The organism is Streptomyces sp. NBC_00038 (assembly GCF_026343635.1).
GTDB lineage: Bacteria > Actinomycetota > Actinomycetes > Streptomycetales > Streptomycetaceae > Streptomyces.
Genome location: NZ_JAPELQ010000001.1, coordinates 193,493 through 211,822, shown reverse-complemented (window position 1 = coordinate 211,822; position 18,330 = coordinate 193,493). Strand labels below are relative to the sequence as shown.

At 64.4% G+C, this 18,330-nt stretch carries 14 protein-coding genes and 3 pseudogenes; 9 read left to right on the top strand and 8 right to left on the bottom strand.

All coding sequences use genetic code 11. From position 1 onward, the window contains the following. Nucleotides 1-3: 3 nt before the first annotated feature. Nucleotides 4-708 (top strand): annotated as a pseudogene (locus OG219_RS48230) (aquaporin); the annotation flags it as partial. A gap of 52 nt (nucleotides 709-760) precedes the next feature. On the opposite strand, the gene OG219_RS01040 reads toward OG219_RS48230, so the two are convergent. The 4 genes and pseudogenes from OG219_RS01040 to OG219_RS01025 all read right to left on the bottom strand — a co-directional run bounded on the left by OG219_RS01040 (nucleotide 761) and on the right by OG219_RS01025 (nucleotide 4,581). Then, a complete protein-coding gene (locus OG219_RS01040; protein ID WP_266821861.1) occupies nucleotides 761-1,708 on the bottom strand; it encodes an AraC family transcriptional regulator in 948 nt (315 codons plus the stop codon). Between the two features lie 204 nt (nucleotides 1,709-1,912). Continuing rightward, nucleotides 1,913-2,791 (bottom strand): alpha/beta fold hydrolase, encoded by an 879-nt coding sequence (locus tag OG219_RS01035; RefSeq protein WP_266821859.1) that lies wholly within the window; start codon nucleotides 2,789-2,791, stop codon nucleotides 1,913-1,915. A 156-nt stretch (nucleotides 2,792-2,947) separates the two neighbouring features. After that, nucleotides 2,948-3,521: pseudogene (locus OG219_RS01030) on the bottom strand (transposase). 73 nt (nucleotides 3,522-3,594) lie between these two features. Beyond that, nucleotides 3,595-4,581 (bottom strand): GlxA family transcriptional regulator, encoded by a 987-nt coding sequence (locus tag OG219_RS01025; protein WP_266821857.1) that lies wholly within the window; start codon nucleotides 4,579-4,581, stop codon nucleotides 3,595-3,597. 304 nt (nucleotides 4,582-4,885) lie between these two features. Between OG219_RS01025 and OG219_RS01020 the strand changes: the two genes are divergently transcribed. The 5 genes from OG219_RS01020 to OG219_RS01000 all read left to right on the top strand — a co-directional run bounded on the left by OG219_RS01020 (nucleotide 4,886) and on the right by OG219_RS01000 (nucleotide 11,782). Further along, the gene (locus OG219_RS01020; RefSeq protein WP_266821855.1) at nucleotides 4,886-5,824 is read left to right on the top strand and encodes a helix-turn-helix domain-containing protein; all 939 of its coding nucleotides are present in this window, start codon (nucleotides 4,886-4,888) and stop codon (nucleotides 5,822-5,824) included. A 177-nt stretch (nucleotides 5,825-6,001) separates the two neighbouring features. Then, nucleotides 6,002-7,012, top strand: a complete 1,011-nt coding sequence (locus tag OG219_RS01015; RefSeq protein ID WP_266821853.1) for a carbon-nitrogen hydrolase family protein — start codon at nucleotides 6,002-6,004, stop codon at nucleotides 7,010-7,012. A 390-nt stretch (nucleotides 7,013-7,402) separates the two neighbouring features. Further along, on the top strand, nucleotides 7,403-7,834 hold the full coding sequence (locus tag OG219_RS01010) for a helix-turn-helix domain-containing protein (RefSeq protein ID WP_323183251.1): 432 nt from the start codon (nucleotides 7,403-7,405) through the stop codon (nucleotides 7,832-7,834). Nucleotides 7,835-7,843: 9 nt separating this feature from the next. After that, nucleotides 7,844-8,476, top strand: coding sequence for an HD domain-containing protein (locus tag OG219_RS01005; protein ID WP_266821851.1), 633 nt, complete (start codon nucleotides 7,844-7,846; stop codon nucleotides 8,474-8,476). Between the two features lie 369 nt (nucleotides 8,477-8,845). Further along, a complete protein-coding gene (locus OG219_RS01000; RefSeq protein ID WP_323183250.1) occupies nucleotides 8,846-11,782 on the top strand; it encodes a LuxR C-terminal-related transcriptional regulator in 2,937 nt (978 codons plus the stop codon). Nucleotides 11,783-11,994: 212 nt separating this feature from the next. On the opposite strand, the pseudogene OG219_RS00995 reads toward OG219_RS01000, so the two are convergent. Together OG219_RS00995 and OG219_RS00990 are read right to left on the bottom strand one after the other, a co-directional pair. Next, nucleotides 11,995-12,232 (bottom strand): annotated as a pseudogene (locus OG219_RS00995) (DDE-type integrase/transposase/recombinase); the annotation flags it as partial. 268 nt (nucleotides 12,233-12,500) lie between these two features. Beyond that, entirely contained in the window at nucleotides 12,501-13,046 is a 546-nt protein-coding gene (locus tag OG219_RS00990) for a DoxX family protein (protein WP_266821847.1), read from the bottom strand. Nucleotides 13,047-13,279: 233 nt separating this feature from the next. On the opposite strand from OG219_RS00990, the gene OG219_RS00985 reads away from it, so the two are divergent. Further along, nucleotides 13,280-13,444: a hypothetical protein gene (locus OG219_RS00985; RefSeq protein ID WP_266821845.1), complete on the top strand. Its 165-nt coding sequence runs from the start codon at nucleotides 13,280-13,282 to the stop codon at nucleotides 13,442-13,444. Nucleotides 13,445-14,024: 580 nt separating this feature from the next. Here the strand turns inward: OG219_RS00985 and OG219_RS00980 are convergent. Continuing rightward, nucleotides 14,025-14,438: a DUF6069 family protein gene (locus tag OG219_RS00980; RefSeq protein ID WP_266821843.1), complete on the bottom strand. Its 414-nt coding sequence runs from the start codon at nucleotides 14,436-14,438 to the stop codon at nucleotides 14,025-14,027. Between the two features lie 455 nt (nucleotides 14,439-14,893). Here OG219_RS00980 and OG219_RS48225 point away from each other — a divergent pair, with 455 nt between their 5' ends. Next, on the top strand, nucleotides 14,894-15,031 hold the full coding sequence (locus OG219_RS48225) for a transposase (protein ID WP_353962404.1): 138 nt from the start codon (nucleotides 14,894-14,896) through the stop codon (nucleotides 15,029-15,031). A gap of 630 nt (nucleotides 15,032-15,661) precedes the next feature. Further along, nucleotides 15,662-16,153 carry a nucleotidyltransferase domain-containing protein gene (locus OG219_RS00975; protein ID WP_266835958.1) on the top strand — a complete coding sequence of 164 codons (492 nt, stop codon included), beginning with the start codon at nucleotides 15,662-15,664 and terminating at the stop codon, nucleotides 16,151-16,153. 229 nt (nucleotides 16,154-16,382) lie between these two features. Here OG219_RS00975 and OG219_RS00970 read toward each other — a convergent pair whose 3' ends face one another. Further along, entirely contained in the window at nucleotides 16,383-17,942 is a 1,560-nt protein-coding gene (locus OG219_RS00970) for a GMC family oxidoreductase (protein ID WP_266821841.1), read from the bottom strand. Between the last annotated feature and the right edge of the window lie 388 nt (nucleotides 17,943-18,330).

Genomic DNA, 18,330 nt, shown 5'->3' with positions numbered 1-18,330 from the left:
CCGATGCTCACCCCTACCCGGGTGTCCACGCGGATGGACACCGGCCTGGCGTCGGGCGGCGGAAGCGACGCCGCGGGGCGGGCCCCATCCACGGGCGGCATGACTGTCTGGGCATCAGCTGCCGTGGAGTTCGCACTCACCGGCGGTGTGCTCTTTGCCGTGGTCAGCGCCGTGCGCTGGGTGATGACCTCTCCGTGCAGCCGGGTCCTGCGGGAAGTGCACCTCCAGTTCGCAGTTGTGGCGGTGATCATCGGTGCTGCGCTCGCGTGGGCGCTGTCCTCACCGTGGGGCCGCTACTCCGGCGGACACCTCAACCCGGCCGTCACTCTCGGCCTGTGGTTGACCGGCGCGATCAATGGCCGCCGTGTTCTGCCATACGTGGCCGCCCAGCTCACAGGTTCCGTGTCCGGCACGGGCCTGGCTCGCCTTGTGTGGGGCCCGGTCGTCGGCGATCGTATGGCCTACGCCGCCGTAAAGCCCGATCCCGTCTGGCCAGTCGCCGCTGTGTTCGTCGCCGAAGCCGCGGCCACCGCCGCAACCCTTACGGTCACCCTGGTGTTGATGTCCCGCCCCACGTGGAGGAGATGGATCCCACTTGCCCGATCCACCGCTGTCGCCGTAGTCATCGTCATCCTCGGCGCCATGACCGGTGGGTCCGCCAACCCCGCCCGCCAGTTCGGCCCTGCAGTGTGGGCACACCACAGCGTCTACTGGTCACCTCTGTGGATCTACATGGTGGCACCGCTGGCAGGAGCGGCCCTCACCGCCGGGGTTGCCCGGTATCAGGCCCACTGTCTTGGCCATTCTTCGAAGACTGCCCGCGCACAGACGCACGAAAGGCCGTGGGAGAGTGACCCGTCCGCTGATGGAAGAACTTACTGAAATTGGTGGCACTGGTGAAGCCGAGTTGTGCCCCGATACGGGAGGCTGACTGGTCGCCGTGCGCCAGGAGGCGTTTCGCCTCCAGGATCACTCGCCGGTCGATGAATTCCTTCGCTCCCACACCGGCTCCGGCGACTGCGGCCCGGGAGAGGGTGCGAGGCGAATACCCCAGAGCGCGGGCATAGTCTTCCAGACGACGTGTGCGGGTGAAGTCGCGCTCGACGGCGTCACGGAAGTGGACGAAAGTTTCTCCAGGGTCTGGAGTCGGGCTGCCGACCGGTGTGGTCCGCTGTGAAAGGCGGAGTACCAGAACCGACAGCAGATGGCGCAGAACTGCTACGTGGGCTTCCAGCGAAATGCCGTGCAGTCCCTGGAACTCTAGTGCCAGATGGTCGACGGCCATCGCCAGTGCGTGGCGATCTTCGGGATCGGGAGTCTGAAGTACAGGGGCGTGCGGATCGTCCACGCGTGACGCGGTCACGGTGCTCTGATCCAGAAAGTCGCTCTCAAAGAGGATCAGCGTGCCCTCGGCCTCGTGCAGGTCGCCCCATTGCTGAACCTGACCGGGCCGGACCCATAGCCAGGACCCCGGCTTTAGTGCGTAGCCGGTGAAATCCACTGTGTGCCACAAGGAGCCACTGGAGAGTGTCATCAGATGATGGAACGTTGGTCGCTGCGGTGCATCGAGGCCGGCCTCGCCCATGCGGACGGCAGCTCGCTGCCGAAGGTCCGCGAGTGACATGATCTCGACGCTTGCCGGTGTACTGACCGGGGGAGCGAAGCCGATGTCTGCAATCTCACGCGAGCCGCGCTGCTGCCTCACCATTACCTGTAGCCACCATGTGCTCAGAGAAGCCTACTCACTCCATTCTCGCCGTGGTCAGACCACTGTGAGGCGCAGCCGCGCGGTCTTCTTGGACCGGACGGCTGCGCCGAGTCAACCAGGCCGCGGCGGTCAGAGACCACAAAGGACTGTGGAGGGTCCAGGCGCCTCAGTCTTGTCAGCGACGGCGATGCCCACGCCCCGTGTTCATTCGCGTTCGAGGAACGTGATGACGTCAGATGCGAACTCTTCGTAGTGTTGGAACAAGAACCCGTGTGCCGCATCCTCGTAGATCTTGACGGTCGCGTTCGGTAGCAGGCCGGCGATGAGGTAGGAGTATTTCGGCAGGATCATCGGGTCACTGTCGCCGTTTGCCACGAAGACCGGAGCAGTCAGCCCCTCGAGTTCCTCGAACAAAGTCGTGTTCGGCACACCCCATTTCGTGACTGCGTCGTACTGAGCCAGTCGAGTCGCCCAGTCCGTCTCGACGTCTCGGCCGTCCGTACGCGAATAGATCCTGGTCAGGGTGTTCCCACCCGAGGCGCGGCTGGCCTCCGACGCCGTGAAGAACACGCTCATGTACTCGGCGGCCGACGTCTGCGGTCCGCCGACGGCACCGATCACTTCGGGCGCCCATCCGTGCATGCCGCGCGCACCTTGCGGTGCGGTGGACGCGAGGACCACCTTGTCAACGGCATCCGGACGTGCGAGTGCGACGCGCTGCGCCACGAAGCTGCCAATGCTGAAGCCGAGCAGGTCAAAGGTCTCGGTGCCGAGAGCAACGGTGAAGGCGAGGACTTCGCGTGCCATCTGTTCGATGGTGTCAGCCGGCGTCCCGGTGCTGCCTCCGACACCTTGGTAGTCCATTGTGATCACGCGGCGGTGTTGCGCCAGTGCGTCTATCAGGGCCGGATCCCAGCTATCGAGGTTTCCGCGGAAGTGTTGGAGCAGTACCAGTGCGCGGCCGTCACGCGGCCCGACGTCGCGATATGCGTATTCCACGCCGTCTGCGGCCTTCATGCGAAGGTTCGGAGCGGATTCGTATTTGTTGGTCCCCGCGCTGGGCGCGGCAGTGGGTTCGTCCATTGTGGGGCCTCATTCTCCGTTCGCTGCCAACTGCATCGCGGCACAGTTCGGGTCTGCCGCCGATGCAGTCAGTATCGAGAGAGGTCTTGACCCAGGGCATCACGCATCTAGGTGAGGGCCGGGGCAGCAGGGGATCGCCTCAGAACGGCTGCAAGATCAGCCGAGTTGTCGGCGGGTGATGAGGCAGCAGGTGAGTTTCAATGTCGGCGCGGCGTTCCCATCGGCTCCGCAGGCTTCGGAATCCGCGGAGCCCGGTGAAGGTCTTCTCGCCCCCCACCGGTAGGTGCCCAGGCTGGTGCGGCGCCGTGCTCCGCGGAACTGGTCGCGGTCGTTGCCGCGGTCGACTGACCGCGAGTCCGGCTCGCGGCGAGGATGGCCGACGCGACCGCTAACCGGGGGAGGATCGCGTCGAGCAGGGGCAGCAGCTGTGTGACGTCGTTGCGGTTACCGCTGGTCAGCAGGGCGGCGAGTGGGGTCTGTGCTCGTCAGCGATCAAGTGGTGTTTCGAGCCAGCTCTGCCTCGGTCGACCGGCGAGGGGCTTGTACGCTGCCCCAGGGTTCTTACGTGAGGGGAGTCGATCACTTGGCGAACCCGTCCAGTCGTGATGCGGCATTGAGTTCGATGAGCAGGACCTCGTGAGGTCGCTGCCAGACGTCGGCCTTGTTTCCCGCAGCAGCGGCTCCAGACGGTCTCACAACTCATCCGACCGTTCCACGGCGAAGTCCCCATGCGGCATCGAACGCTCAACTCCCGTCCCGGACACGGCGATCAGGGCTGATCCATCTCTTTGTGTTAGCTGATGTTAGGGCGTTGCTCCTGTTGCCTCTGGTTCCGCCGCATCGGGACTTGATGGGTTCGCGAACGCGCGTCGGTAGGCCGTGGGCGTAGTGCCGAGGGCATCGCGGAAGCGGGCGCGGAGGTTGGTAGTGCTGCCAAGTCCGCATCGGGCAGCAATCTGCCCGATGCTCAGCTCGGTGGCTTCCAGGAGCTCACGGGCGTGGTTGATCCGGGCGGTGAGCAGCCACTGGTGTGGCGTAACGCCGGTCTCCTGACGCCACATGCGGTTCAGCGTCCGTGCGGACACGCGCGCGTGTCGGGCGAGCGCGTCCAGGCGGAGGTCCTCATCGAGGTGCTGCAGTGCCCAGTCACGAGTGTCGGCGAGAGAGTGGGCGGTGGGTGATGGCAGGGAGCGGTCGATGAACTGGGCCTGGCTGCCTTCTCGGTGTGGCGATGCGACCAGTGCCCGAGCGATTTCGTTGGCGACAGTTGCGCCGAGGTCTTTGCGGACCAAGTAGAGGCACAGGTCGATGCCGGCGGTCACCCCTGCGGAGGTGAGAAGGGGACCGTGGTCGATGTAGAGGACGTTGCGGTCCACGCGTAGATCGGGGTAAAGACGCTCCAGGTCGTCGGCACTGGCCCAGTGTGTGGTCACCGTACGGCCGTCCAGGAGTCCGGCCGCGGCGAGGGCGAAGGCGCCGGTGCAGATGGAAGCGATCCGAGTACCCCTGTCGAATGCCTGCCTCAGGGCAGTGGTGACCTCCGGCGCTGGCGGAAGCTGGTACTCCGCGTACCCGGGCACGATGACCGTGTCGGCCTGGGTAAGGGCTGGTAGCCCTGCTGTGACGCCGATCGTGAACCCGGTGCTGGTTATGACGCTGCCCGGCGCGGCACCGCACACGGTCAGTTCGTACGGGGTGCCAGGACGCTGGGTGAAGATCTGGGCGGGGATACCCAGGTCGAGGGGGAGTACGCCGGGCAGTGCCAAAACAGCGACACGGTGAGGTTCCATGGCTAGTATGTTACGGTCACAACTTTCCTGACGTGTAGCGCGGGCGATGTACTTCATGGCTGATCAAGGAGTTGCTGGGGGGCGGCTTGTGCTCACGCCATTCACCGCGCCGTCAGCAGGCTCGCGTGGGAGTAGGCGTGCACTGTCCGCCATGTCGGATGATCGGCCTCTGCATAGGTGCGGGACCCGACAGCGGCCATGAACAGCGTCGAAGTAAGGACCGCGACGATCGGGAGGCCAGATTGTGGTCTTCAGTACGGAAACGTTGGCACCGACGACCCCTGGGGTGAGCATGCTGAATTCTATGGATGTGCTTGTCGCCAATGGCCCGGATGAATGGGCGCAGGTCATCACCGATAGCTTTGTGCCATTGTCACTAGGCTCCATGGCTGCGTCCTTTCATGGTTCGGTGCGTTCCAGCTCTCTGGGATCCGCAGTCACGCTCACAGACGTACGTACACATGGTGCGTCGGTAGTTCTGCGGACGGGCCGCTTGGTGCGTCGTGAGCCGAGCGATGACTGCTTGTTCTCGCTCCATGTCGACGGCGAAGGCGTTGTCCTTCAAGGGGACAGCGGGACCGAGTGGTCTCGCGGCGGCGGTGCGCTGTACGACGCCTCGCGACCGTACGAGCTGCGCTTCCGGACCGACGCGCGGCAGCTGGTCCTTCAGGTGCCGCGAGAACAGCTTCGAGACCGGGGTAGCCGGGTGGAGGAGGCGTACGGGCGCGGGCTGCCCGCTGGGCACCCTACTGTTCGCGTCCTGGCTGCCTATATGCGAGAACTGGCCGATACCTGCGACGTCCTCGCTGGCGACCAGAGGGTCGAACTGGGTCTCACGGCCGTCGATCTCCTGGCCACGGCTGTGCGCGCGGTGGTAGGGGAGGGTTCCGGTGTGCCCACCGGACGCGCCGCTCTGCTCGCCTCAATGCAGACGCACATACGCGAACATATGTTTGATCCTCGACTCACTCCCGAGTCCCTCGCTCATCGTTACCGGGTCTCGGTGAGATATGTCGGGGATCTGTTCGCCGGAGCCGGCACTTCTCCCGCAGCCTTCATCCGGGCCGAGCGCCTGCATGCGGCCTACCGCATCCTGACCGACCCGCGGAGAGCCGGCTCGACCGTGTCTGCTGTGGCTGCCCGCTGTGGCTTCGCTGATCGCACCACGTTCACGCGTGCTTTCGTCCGCGCCTATGGCCGGACTCCCGCCGAGGTGCGTGGGGCGCTCGGCCGGGAAACGTGACGGCTCGCCACCTCGACCGTCCAAATGCGCTGGTCGGACGTGTGCCATGCGCGGTTGGCTACAGAAAACGCCGCTCGCTGGTGCGTGGAACGCCGCAGATTCGCAGACGCTGGTACCTACTGTCATTTCACTCTCAATTCACTCTCAGTAAAATGCCCTGACAGTAGGAGGTCCGAAATGACAACCACCTATCGTGTTGCCGCTGTCCAGGCCGAGCCTGTGTGGCTTGACGCCGACGCTACCGTCGAGAAGACCATTGGTCTGATCGAGGACGCCGCCGCCGAGGGTGCTTCCCTGGTGGCCTTCCCCGAGACTTGGATCCCGGGGTACCCGCTGTTCCTGTGGCTCGGTTCCGTCGCCGGTCAGGTGCCGTTCGTGGGGCGGTACCACGCCAGTTCGCCGACCGTCGATGGCGAACACATCACCGCGATCCGAAGGGCTGCACGCCGTACTGGCGTCACTGTCGCCCTGGGCTACAGCGAGAAGGATCACGGAAGCCTCTACATGTCTCAGACGCTCATAGGGGCGGACGGCTCCGTGTTCTTGCATCGCCGCAAGCTCAAGCCCACCCATGTCGAGCGGAGTCTCTTCGGCGAGGGCGACGGCAGTGACCTGAAGGTTGTCCGAACTCCGCTCGGCCGACTCGGTCTCCTGAACTGTTGGGAGCACCTGCAGCCGCTCAGCAAGTATGCGATGTACGCACAGCACGAGCAGGTCCACGTCGCCGCCTGGCCCGCTTTCGGCCTGTACAAGGGCCTTGCCTACGCACTCGGTGCTGAGGCGAATATGGCCGCCACTCAGACCTACGCTCTTGAAGGCGGCTGCTTTGTCATCGCTCCGACACAGGTGATCGGCGAACGTGCCCTGGAGACCTTCACGACCACCGACGACCAACGCGCACTGCTCGCGAAGGGTGCCGGCAACAGTCGCATCTTCGGCCCCGACGGCACCCCCCTGGGTAAGCCGCTCGACGAGCAGGCCGAGGGACTGGTTGTCGCTGACATCGACCTCTCCCTGATAGACCTTGCCAAGAACGCGGCCGACCCCGCCGGGCACTACGCGAAGACGGACGCCACTCGCTTGCTGCTGGACGACCGTCCCAAGTCTGCCGTGATCCGTCCGGGCGAGGTCGAGGGCCCTTACTTCCCCGAACTGGATGAGTCCCCGGCGGATGGCGCCGTTGCTTGAAGCGGCGGTTGTAGTTCACTTTCGCTGACAGGGGTCACCGAGTGATCCTCATGTACCAGATCCTGGCGCTCCGCTGCTTTCGGAAGTGAAGCAGGATATTCAGGCACAGCTTGGCTTGTACGTGCCGGGCCGTGAAGGCCGTGAATGAGGAATCTGAATCGTGGCGGTATGGTCTGCCTTCTTTGGCTAGAGCTCTTTGCAATCTGCAATAAGAGCTAGAGAGGGCAGGCAAACCGTCACCTTGGCAGGTCGTCACGGAGGCGGCCCATTTCCGTAACCGCGGTTGAGCCTGCCTCCGCTCTTCAGTCGGCGGCTCGTCATCCGTAAACCACTCACTTGAGCCTGGATCGCGGACAAGAGTCGAGAAGTCGGTAGTCGACCGCACCTCTCATGAGAGTGCCCAAAGGAGATGACCTGGCTCGCCATGCGCAGGTTTCCACCCGCACTTTGATTCGAATGTGGCGACAGGAGACCGGTTCCAGTCCCCATCAGTGGCTCGTTACCGCCCGCCCCAATAACGCCCGCGAGCTCCTCGCGGCCACCGATCTGAGTGTCGAGCGAATCGCCGCACGCAGTGGACTGGGCAGCGGAAGTAGCATGCGCGCGCTTCGGCGACACTCCCGGTATCACTCCCACGGAATACCGTCGCGGCTTTCGGCAGTCGAAGGACTCGTATGGGTAGACCCTGGGGCACGTGATGGCTGCCAAGGCCGTGGGGGAGGGGGCACCTCTGCTTCGGCTGATCCCCGTTCCAGTGAGTGGCGCGAATGTTGCGACGGGTGTCACACATGCCACTGCCGAGGGGACAGTTCAGATGTCTAGCCTACGCATATGGACTTCTCGCTTGACCTACCTACCGGCCACTTGGCGGAGGCCATCGTCTCCACTGTGCGCAGTTCCGAGACCACTCCACTGTTCAACCACAGCGTGCGCAGCTTTCTCTTCGCCGAGATCGTGGCTGCCCATGAGGGGTGCCTCAAGGACGACGCCTACGACCGTGAGCTGCTATTCGCCGCGACTGTCCTGCACGATTTGGGTATCGGCAACCATGCGAAGGGCGAAGCGCGCTTCGAGGTGGAAGGTGCTGACCTGGCGGCTGACTTGCTGCGACAGTACGAGGTCCCCGAGCCAGACATCGATCGAGTATGGGAAGCAATCGCCCTGCATACCTCTCCTGGGATCGCCGAGCGTCGGGGCTTGCTGAGCTACCTGACCCGCGAGGGCGTGGGGCTCGATTTCGGGCGCAAGGCGGAGATCGCCCGTGCCTGGGAGAAGCAGATCCACGGTGTCTATCCGCGCCTTGACATGGTTCGTTCGCTGGTCGACGCGATTGTTGAGCGAGCCGCTCAGTCAGATGCTGCCGCGCCTCGATACGCCATCGGCGGTGAATTGCTGCTGGAGAGACAGACCAATGGTGTGACGAGGATGGAAGTGGCCGCCGCCTCCTCTCCGTGGGGAGCGTGAACTAATCGATTGGCCACGCTTCGTGGCTCTTTAAGCCGTTTGGGTTGCACCATTTTAGGGATTTACTGAGTCGCGGTCGGGTTTACCAGAAAGAATGCATGGGCCGACCGCGGGAGCTGCTTTTTAGAAGCCTTAGCAGCGATCGGCGGGCGGTGGTGGACTGCCAAAAGTGTCACGTAGTTTCGGCAGAGTCCCATCTCGTGTGTATCGGAGTAGTCAGTGGCAGTCACATCGCCAGTCGAGGAAATTGACGCCGATAGTGATTGCCCCGCCACCGCCTCCCTTGGGCTGCGCGTGCAATCTGAGGGGCTGCGATCGATTCTTAGGCGCAGTTCGATCCCGTAGTAAGTTCTGTGAGGAGGCAAACCCATGGGCAGCCTAGCGAACGGTCCGACGAGAGGCGTACAGCAAGTCGGCTCGACGATGCCAGAACCCATGAAACGGTCCGTGCTGAGGACGCCCGCAACACGACGTGTCGTTGCTTCCAATATTCTGCGAGGTCGCACGGAAGAGATGACGACGGCCTTGCACATGCTCCGTGCGACTTCACGGTGCGGTCGTGGCCAAGTCCTGATCATTACCGGCGATCCGGGCTTGGGTAAGTCGGCCCTGGCTCAGAGAATCGTCGCTGCGGCGGATGCGATGCACTTCCGAACCGGCGTAGCCAGCGCTGATGCAATCGGGCATCTGTCGCCAGGGATTCCGCTCCTTTTTTCGATGCGCCACGCTTCTCGTCCCCTGCTCACGAGCGAAGAGATGGCAGGTCTGGTCACACAGATACGCGAACCGTTGATGCTCCTTGAGTCGGTTGCCAATCACTTAGAAGCTGCCGCCGAGGCAGGTCCGGTCCTTCTGATGCTGGATGATTTGGAGCGAGCGGACCAGATCACCAGGTTCCTCCTGCGAAATCTTCCACTTCGACTGGCGTCATTCCCAATTATCTGGCTGCTTGTGGGGCGCACGGTTCACGACAGTGTTCTGAACGACGTGAGCACCCTGCGCGACTATCGAGCCGCCCAAATCGCTGTCGAGCGACTGGACCTGCATCCTCTCTCGTCCCGAGCAATTCTGGATTTAGCACACGACAGACTCGGTGTGCGACCACCGGAAACTTCCGTTGAACTCTTGATGCGTGTGGACGGCAGTCCCTTCCTGGCCGTGCAAGTCATCGACGCGCTGGTCGGCAGTCGCTGCAAAGTCGACGAGAGTGGCGAGCCGTCCACGACAGCGCAGGCATCCATTCCCCGGCCGGTGGCGCGGGCGCTGCACAGCACGTTGCTAAGGCTCAGTCCGCAGGTCGTCGAAACGATTCAAGTCCTGGCCGTTCTCAGTCACCCAGCGTCGCCACGCGACGTGCAGGACCTGACAGGATTCTCGCCCCGTGAGAATGCTGGCGTGTTGGACGAGGCAATCGACGCCGGCGTATTGTTTCAAAGCAACGGAAGAATTGCGTTTCGATATCCACTAATACGTGAAGCTGTACTCGCGGACCTGGCTGAGCAGGCACGCCGCGCTCTACATCGTCGGTGTGCGACTCATCTAGCAGCAGCCGATGCCGACAGTGCGCTGGTCGCTGCCCATGCTCAAGAGGGTATCGAGCCTGGTGAAACGGAGTGCGCGGCGCTCATCATGCAATCCGCAGCGGATCTGGTGGCGAGAGAGCCACAGGCTGCTGGTGAACTCGCGATAACAGCGTTTCGTGCCTTGCGGCCCAGTGATGGGACTTACCCAGCCCTCGGCGAGCGATGTGTTCGGATCCTCGGCATGGCACAGCGCTGCGAGGACGCAGTCACGGTCGGTGATCTGATCCTGGCGCACCTGGATTCCGGAGACACGTCAGGGCGAATCGAGTTCGCGCTCGCCCAGGCTCTATGGCTGGCCGGCCGCTGGGAGTTGTCATCGGCGCGATGCGCCTCGGCCTTGAGCAGATCAGATCTCACCGTTGCTGTGAGAGCTAGGCTGGGAGCCCTTCAGGCCCTCCTCGGGACCCGGCTGCGGGGAGCCCGAGTTACGCGAAAGTCGGCTGAAGCGGCTCTGCGAGAGGCCCGGCGACTCAAGGACTACGAAGCCCGCGTCACCGCGTTGCAGGCCCTCGCCGAGGTTGCTCGTAATAGTGCCGATCACGTTGGATCTTTGTCGTACATCCGGCAGTTGCAGGTCGAGGCCCCGCCAAACTCTTTCGCTCAGGAGGTCATGGCGCTGCAACACCTGGATCGCTACCGTGACGCTGAGACGCTGCTGAGGCACGCCCGGAGTGAGTCTGCCGAACATTCCGCATCATTGGCTCCTGTACTGATGCACGCGCAGATCTGGCAGGACTACGACCTGGGTCGTCTCAACGAAGCCGAGACTGGAGCCCGTACGCTGCTCGCCCTGGCACGCGAAAACGGCTTGCGATTGTACGAGCTCGAAGCAGCATCGGTTGTAAGCATGGTCGCCTTGAACCGAGGACGGTTGGAAGTCGCTCGGAACGAACTCGCCGTCAACGGGAGCGAAGTTACCGCGGACGAGCACATGCACCCGTCTTTGGTGCTGCTGACTCGTAGCTGGTTGAGCGCTGCCGAAGGCGAGCCGAGCGCCGCGATCCGGTTGTTGTCGCCTCTGATGCGTACCGCCCACACCGAGCGCGATCCCTGGCCTTGGAAGCCGGGCTGGCTGCCCATCCTGGCCGGGATCGGCGTCGCTGACGAAGACACGGCGTTTCTCGAACGCGTGCAGTTGCTGGCCGAGATCGGCGCGGCTAGAAATCCCGGTGTGACCAGCTTTCAGGGGACCGCGTGGCACATCAAAGGTCTGATTCGACGAGATGGTGCCCTGCTCCGCCGCGCAGTCGACGTCTTGGCGACAGGACCCCGTCCGCTTCTCTTGGCCGGTGCGCGGGAGGACCTGGGCAAGCATTTGCTTTCTGAGCAGGAGCAGTCTGACGCGATTGCGCAATTGGACAAGGCTTGGCAGGCATATCGGCAGGCCGACGCGATTGGATCGATGTTGCGCGTCCAGCAGATGATGTACCAGGTCGGCTGCCGGCATGCTGGACGGGTCACTGAGGAGAGTGAGCCCGCATCTAGGTGGCTGACGTTGACCGAAGCTGAGCACACGGTTGCCCAACTCATGGGCTCGGGATACTCGAACAAGCAGATCGCCAGCCGGCTAGGGGTTTCCCCGAACACAGTTGGCACTCATGCCCGGTCCATCTTTGCCAAGCTTCAGGTTCGTTCCCGAGTCCAGCTGAGCATCCAGTATCACGATGAGATCGTGCGGGCGAATGCCACGCCGGAAGACAGCCTTGGTGCGAGGCGAAACTAGCGACGTTCTGAGGGGACGTTGTGCGCCTCGCTCGTACAGCGAAGCCGAGGAAGTCGTAGTGAGGGACTTCCGTCTGAGCCGTGGACACTGTTTGCTCTGCGGCAGTGGCCGGCGTAGTTGCCCGCTGTTCAGGGGCGATCTGGCTGACCTGGCCGATCGCTGAATGCCTTGTCCTGGTGTGTTGTAGAGGGTAATCCAGCGGAGGACCGCCAGGCCGGCCTCGCGCCGTTGTCGCTGTGGAACGCCGCCGCGAGTGTGGGCGGCGGCTTCGAGGGCGTCGGTGATCAGATCGGTGCGCGCATGGTCGGCGATCGCCCAGCCTGCCAGGCGCTTCGAATGGAGGTCGAACACCGCGGCCAGGTAACTGAATTGGTCGGCGTCGACGGGCAGGTAGGTGCTGTCGCCGACGTGCTTGGTGTTCGGTTCACCGGCGGTGAACTCGCGCTGCAGGAAGGCGGGGGCCCTCGGCAGCGTCGGGGGCGGACGCCCCGGACTGGCGCGGTACAGCGCGAGGGCGTCGACTCGGAGCTCAGCCGAGTACTTGTAGGTCCCCAACGGAAACTCCTGATCTCTGGAGCCTCATGGGCCCAGCGTCCAGGGTGTCCACTGCCAGAGGGAGACTTCCTTGGCCGGAGATGGCGTGGGATGGACAGCCGCGTGACTACCGGCGGTCGACCAGGGGGCCGATCCGCGGGTTTGTGTGGCGGGTCGGTGCGGTTCAGTTCCTGATGAGCAGGACCAGGCTGGCGATCACTACGGCGAGGACGACCGCTGCAACGCCGTATCCGACGCGGTGGGCGCGCAGGACGGGCAGGTGACGGTCGACGGCGAGTCGTCCGGGGCCGGTGAACGCCAGGCCGGCGGCCGTAACTGCGAAGAGGAGCTCGTACTCGATGCCATCAGGTGCGAAGAAGCCGCCGCCCCACTTAACAGCGATGGCGTTGATCATCACGCCGACCACGGCGGCCCCGGCCAACGGGGTGATGAGACCGAGTACGAGGCCCAGGCCTCCGAGCGTCTCGCTGAGTCCTGCTATCACGGCCATCGTCTTCCCGGAGGGGTAGCCGCTCATGGTGAAGAACTGTCCGGTGCCGTCCAGGCCTCCGCCGCCGAACCAGCCGAACAGCTTCTGGCTGCCGTGGGCTGCGGCGGTGATGCCGAGAGTCAGGCGGACGATCAGCAGGCCGAGGTCATAGGCAGGCAGCGGCGGAGGGGCGGAGTCGGACTGGGCGGTGGAGCGCAGGGAATTAGACGTGGACGTCATAACAGCCTCCTGTCACGAGCAATGTCTTTGAAAGTTCAAGCTCTCGCAGCCTACCTGTGAGAAGTGTGAGAGTTCAACAATCAGGTGGGTGGGCAGGTGGGTTGAGTCATCTCCGCCATCGAAGGTTCACCGGCCTGCCGACCGGTGTGATCGCTGAACTCTTCGCGGAGGTAGACCTGTTGTGGCGCGTGCGACACCAAGCGAGGCTTGAGTACCGGCTGCGGAAGCGGGCAGTGGGTGCTGGCGCGAAGCGCGCTTGGTGTTCGTCGACCGACTGCTGGCCACCCTCGTTCATCTCCGCCACGGCCACTCACGACGTGCTGGTCTGCTGGTTCGGCGTGGATCGCTCCACCATCACCCGGGCCATCGGCGAGCTGCGGCCGCTGCTCGCCGAGTGAAGGTGAACCGTCGGTCGCGGAGGCCGGCTACGAACCTGGTCGAGGTTGTAGGGCACCTCGGATCGGCCGCGACTGTTGACGGCACCGAGATCTGGGTGGGACGGCCGACCGCCCGACACGAGGACCGGGAGAAGTTCATCTCCGGCAAGAACAAAGCAGAACGCCGTCAAGGCCATGTGGGTCACGGACGAGGACGGCCGTGTGTCGCTGTGCAGCCCGACCGGTGGAGATTCTCACCGATGCCGGCTATCAAACGCTCAGTGCACAGACCGGCGGACGGGCGGTGGCTGCACCGCACCGCAGGGTCAAGAAGGACGCGCCCGACTGGTGCGAGGAGATGCACGAGCTGCGACGCAGGGCTCGCCCCTCTTGCCGCATCCGGGTCGAGCATGGCATCGCGCACCTTACGAACTGGCGGTCGCTGGCCCGTCGGCTCGGCCGCCGCGAGCATATGAGGAACATCGTCCAGGCCGTCGCCAGCCTGCTCTCTCGTCGGGGGTACCTGGCGCCGATGCCGACACGGCGGATGCGAACAGAGTGCCCTGCCGACGTCCCCGATGCCTCGCAATGCACGAGCTCGTCAGTCCAGCGGCAGGACCTTCCGGTACGCCGTCACCGCGATCACCGCGACTGTGACGTGCATCAGCAGCAGGGCGACGACGCCGGTCACGCCACCAGCGTCAAAGAGCAGGAAGTCGGGCACGAACGACACCATCACGACGACGGGGACGAGCCACCGGAACACCCCCGCCGAGTTGCCGGACGCCTTGCGGACTATGGCCCAGCCGATCGCGCCGACCGTCACGCCGACCGCCGTCAGGAAGATGTACGAGCCCGGGTCCAGCGGCTCGAAATCGTCCGGCGCGCCCACCGCGTGTGCCAGTACGGCGATCACTGCGTTCAGTAGAGATGACAGTACGACGGCGGCCAGAACGCCTCCCACCACGACGAGTGGGCCGGGGCGGGTGGTGGTTGTCTTGGGGGGTGTGGACATGGTGACTCCAATGGAGCGAAGGCGGCGGATGCAGCGGGAGGCTGCCGGGTACGCCTGATTGTTTGAAAGCTCAAGCATCATCTTGCATCGAGTGGCTTGAGTGTTCAAGGTCTTGGTGGCTAGTAGTGCTTCGTTACGCTGGGTGATCTCACCTGGTGAGCGTTGTCCGCGCTATGAGACTGAGGGAACCGGTTCCAGGGTGAATTGCCATGGATCGTTGCTGATGTGTTCGGCACGTTGCCGTGGCCGAATCAGCGGTGGTGGGGCGGGTGTTGTGTGCGAGGTTTGACGCTGGATAGTCGGTGTAAGTCGATCCAGTCGACGGCCGAGCGCCTGCCGGACGGCAACATGCAGGATCTGCAGCAGTTCGTGACCACTCGCCGTGGGGGCTACGTGTCGTTCTCCAGGTTCCCGGCGGGCATCGGTGAGGGTGGCCGGCCAGTGCTGCGGGTGCGTTGCACAGGCGGGCGAACTGGCAGGTCGCCGTCAGCATGCGTACCGCTCGAGCCACCGCGCCCTGCCCATTGGGGTGGGAGCTGTTCTTGTCCGAGGAATGGCATCAGGATCAGCGGCGGCGCCGGCGGGCCGGGTAGTCCGACTCGCTCTGCAGGACCGCGACCGTGACACGACATCTACCGCAATCAGGCCCAGGCTCGTGGCATCGATCCGACGATCGCCCTGCGCGGAACCTCTACACGCACTTGCCTTGGCCCCACCGCTGGCTACTCAAGAGGCATGTCCTGCCTGATTGCACGGCTTCCGACGCTCACGCATCGGCTCAGAACACAGGACCGACATACGCGCGTGAGTACCCCCGCGACGGGGCAACCGAGGCCTCCCATCGTTTGCTGACCCTGTGTGATGCAGCAGCGACCCGAGGCCTTCCTCAAGCTCGCTCCCGCATCACCCGCAGACAGCTCAGAACATCTCGGCGACCGTGGCTGTGTGCGTGGGTAGTGACACCGCCTGTCGGTGAGCGACGACACCACCTGGTCTCATGGGGCAGCGGTATCGATGAGTTTGGACATCACCCGGGTGCTTGCGGTGGGTGCATCATCGAGACCGACACCGACTCCTTCCACCTCGCCCAGACCCGAGCCAGGGGCCGAGCAGCACTCCGACTGACGATCACAACGGGCTCTCTTCGACAAGAGCCTGTCCTGTCGGGCCCAAAGGGAAATCATTCGCTGCCCGAGGCGGGCGCTTCTAGCCTGCATCGGGTGATGAAGGCCGATGACGTGTTGTTTGTCCTGGCCCTGTTGCGGCGGGCGAAGGTGGATGTCTGGGTCGGTGGAGGATGGGGGATCGATGCTCTGCTCGGTGAGCAGACCCGGGACCATCGCGACCTGGACTTGATGCACCGGCACGACCAGGAAGCCGCTGCGTTGGCGGCCCTCTTGGCGGAAGGTTTCGTGGAGAGCCTGGACTGGAGGCCCATCCGATTCGTCGTGACGGCCCCCGACGGGCGAGAGATTGACCTTCATCCGCTGGTCTTCTCCGACGACGGTTCAGCGGTGCAGGCGTCACCCGATCTGCAGCGTCCTTTCGTCTATCCCTCCGTGTGCTTCGTGACGGGGACCGTCCAGGGGACGCCCGTCCCGTGCTTGTCCGCCGAGCAGCAGGTCTACTTCCACCAGGGATACGAACCATTGGAACGCGATCGGCACGACATGGCGCAGCTCCGCCGCGTCTTTGGGATCGCCACGCACTTTTGACCCAAGTCGTTGGGCCGAGGCTCTTTCACACACGCATCAGGCCGCTCCCCTCAGAAGACCCCATCATCGCGTCAACGGCCGCCCGCAATCGTTTCGTTGGCAACGACTGCGGGCCACTCACATTCTCGATCACCTGTTCAGAGGAGCATGGGTGTTTCGATGCGCCCGTGAGGGAGCGGGGAACACGTGGCGTGGACGAAAGTTCCGTCCACGCGCTTCTTCTCCTCGCTCATTGCTCGCCGATTCGGGCAGCTGCGAACTCCCCGATCATCGTCGAGGGAGCGTTGGTGTTACCTGAGGTGATCGAGGGCATTACTGATGAGTCCGCTACCCTCAGCCCTGCGATTCCTCGGACACGAAGGCTGCGATCGACGACTGCGTCCTCGCCGGCGCCCATCGCGCATGTTCCGACCGGGTGTACATAGGGCATGGTGGCGCGCCGCACGAACACTTCGGTCTCGCGGCGGGTCATCGGGCGAGTCGGCGCGGCCCAAGTGCCCGCCACCGAGGAGAACTCCTTGGTGGCTGCCAGATCCTGCGCCAGGTGCACGCCCGCGATGAGTGCGTCGAGGTCTGCGGTTTCGGCGAGCATGTTGGCGCGAATCTGCACCGGTCCCTCGGCGCTCGTGAGCTGGACCGAGCCGCGACTGGCGGGGCGCATCAGGCATGGCAGGAGCGTCACCGCGTCGGGCGGAACATCGTACTGTTCGCCGATCTCCCGGGAGAAGTAGGGAATCTGCACGGCGAGGATCATCACGTCCGCAGTCGGGAGGCCGCTACGGCTGCGCCACACGACGCTCGCTCCCTCGAGATTGTTGTTCGGCGGTGGCAGTGCTCCTCCAGGAGCGAGGCACAGTCCGGCGACGATCGGGTGATCCTGCAGGTTCTTTCCGACTCCCGGCAGGTCGGCAACGATCTCGATCCCCGCTTGTTCGAGTTGTCGGACTGGCCCGATGCCGGATCGCAGCAGCAGGGCTGGTGACCCGATCGCTCCGGCCGAGACAACGACTTCGCACGCCGCGCGGGGTGACCACGAGCGGCCTGCGATGGTGACGTCGGCACCGACGCACCGGTCGCTCACCGTGACGAGCTTGCGCACCTGAGCCGCGGTGACGACCGTGAGCCGCTCGTCGTCGGCCTTGTCCTGCAGGTATCCGGTCCACGAGGAAACCCGGCGGCCGTCACGCACGTTCAAGGTCAGCGGCCCCGCCCCCGACGGCGACGGCACGTTCAGATCGTCGAGATACGGCAGATCCAGCGCGCGGGCGGCGTCGATGAGCCCGGCCGCTACCGGGTGTAGATCCCGGGCGCGCTCCACTCGGATCGGTCCGCCGGTTCCGTGCAGGGGACTCGGGCCGTCCTCCCAGTCCTCGCTTCGCCGGAACAGTGGCAGCACGGATTCGTAGTCCCACCCCGCGTTCCCCGCAGCTGCCCATTCGTCGTAGACCGCGCGGTCGCCGCGCATCCAGATGAGCCCGTTGATGCTGCTTGAGCCGCCCAGTGCCTTGCCTTGCGGTAGCGGCAGGGTCCGTCCGTCCAGGTGGGGTTCGGTGTCGTACTGGTACTGCCAGTCCCGCCGGGAGCCGAGGTTCTCGACCCACCGCGTGGGTGTGGTCAGGACGTCGTCGCCGTCGACGGCATCACCGGCTTCCAGCAGCAGTACCCGCACGTCTTCGTGCTCGAGCAGGCGTGCCGCGACGGCGCACCCGGCCGAGCCAGCGCCTATCACGATGTAATCGAAGGTCTCCGGCAGGTCGCCGGGGGTGGTCTGGTTTCCGTCCACAAGCATGTGGCGACGATGCCACGAGAGCGTCCCACGGGACCTCGTTGATCGTGGTGAAACGAGTGGCTGCCGCAAGTCGTCGCGCCAAGATCACCAGATTCAACTATGGCGGGTTCGCCGGCCGCCCTTTACACCGTCGCAGCGAGCCGCCCACGCACATGTACGTCGATGCGATTGACCGCGAGGCGCCGGTGAGAGCTCGGACAGGAGATCACCGGGCTGGCTCGCAGCAATCGCGCGCGGGGGTCAGCGCCCGCGGCCGATCGCCCGGAGAGTCTCGGGCTCTGCCTGTGGCCGCTCTGGAAGGCGTCGAACGCACATGGCACAGGCAGACCGGCCTGTCGGGCGCGGAATGCACAGGTCAGGCCGCTGGAACGGTCCCGTCTCCCTGCTC

Bases quoted from the DNA above. Each gene is read 5' to 3' on its own strand.
- OG219_RS01025 (WP_266821857.1), bottom strand. From the start codon at position 4,581: ATGGAACCTCACCGTGTCGCTGTTTTGGCACTGCCCGGCGTACTCCCC.
- OG219_RS00980 (WP_266821843.1), bottom strand. From the start codon at position 14,438: ATGTCCACACCCCCCAAGACAACCACCACCCGCCCCGGCCCACTCGTC.
- OG219_RS00975 (WP_266835958.1), top strand. From the start codon at position 15,662: ATGAAGGCCGATGACGTGTTGTTTGTCCTGGCCCTGTTGCGGCGGGCG.
- OG219_RS00990 (WP_266821847.1), bottom strand. From the start codon at position 13,046: ATGACGTCCACGTCTAATTCCCTGCGCTCCACCGCCCAGTCCGACTCC.
- OG219_RS01010 (WP_323183251.1), top strand. From the start codon at position 7,403: ATGAGAGTGCCCAAAGGAGATGACCTGGCTCGCCATGCGCAGGTTTCC.
- OG219_RS01035 (WP_266821859.1), bottom strand. From the start codon at position 2,791: ATGGACGAACCCACTGCCGCGCCCAGCGCGGGGACCAACAAATACGAA.
- OG219_RS00970 (WP_266821841.1), bottom strand. From the start codon at position 17,942: ATGCTTGTGGACGGAAACCAGACCACCCCCGGCGACCTGCCGGAGACC.
- OG219_RS01020 (WP_266821855.1), top strand. From the start codon at position 4,886: ATGGATGTGCTTGTCGCCAATGGCCCGGATGAATGGGCGCAGGTCATC.
- OG219_RS01000 (WP_323183250.1), top strand. From the start codon at position 8,846: ATGGGCAGCCTAGCGAACGGTCCGACGAGAGGCGTACAGCAAGTCGGC.
- OG219_RS01005 (WP_266821851.1), top strand. From the start codon at position 7,844: ATGGACTTCTCGCTTGACCTACCTACCGGCCACTTGGCGGAGGCCATC.
- OG219_RS01015 (WP_266821853.1), top strand. From the start codon at position 6,002: ATGACAACCACCTATCGTGTTGCCGCTGTCCAGGCCGAGCCTGTGTGG.
- OG219_RS01040 (WP_266821861.1), bottom strand. From the start codon at position 1,708: ATGGTGAGGCAGCAGCGCGGCTCGCGTGAGATTGCAGACATCGGCTTC.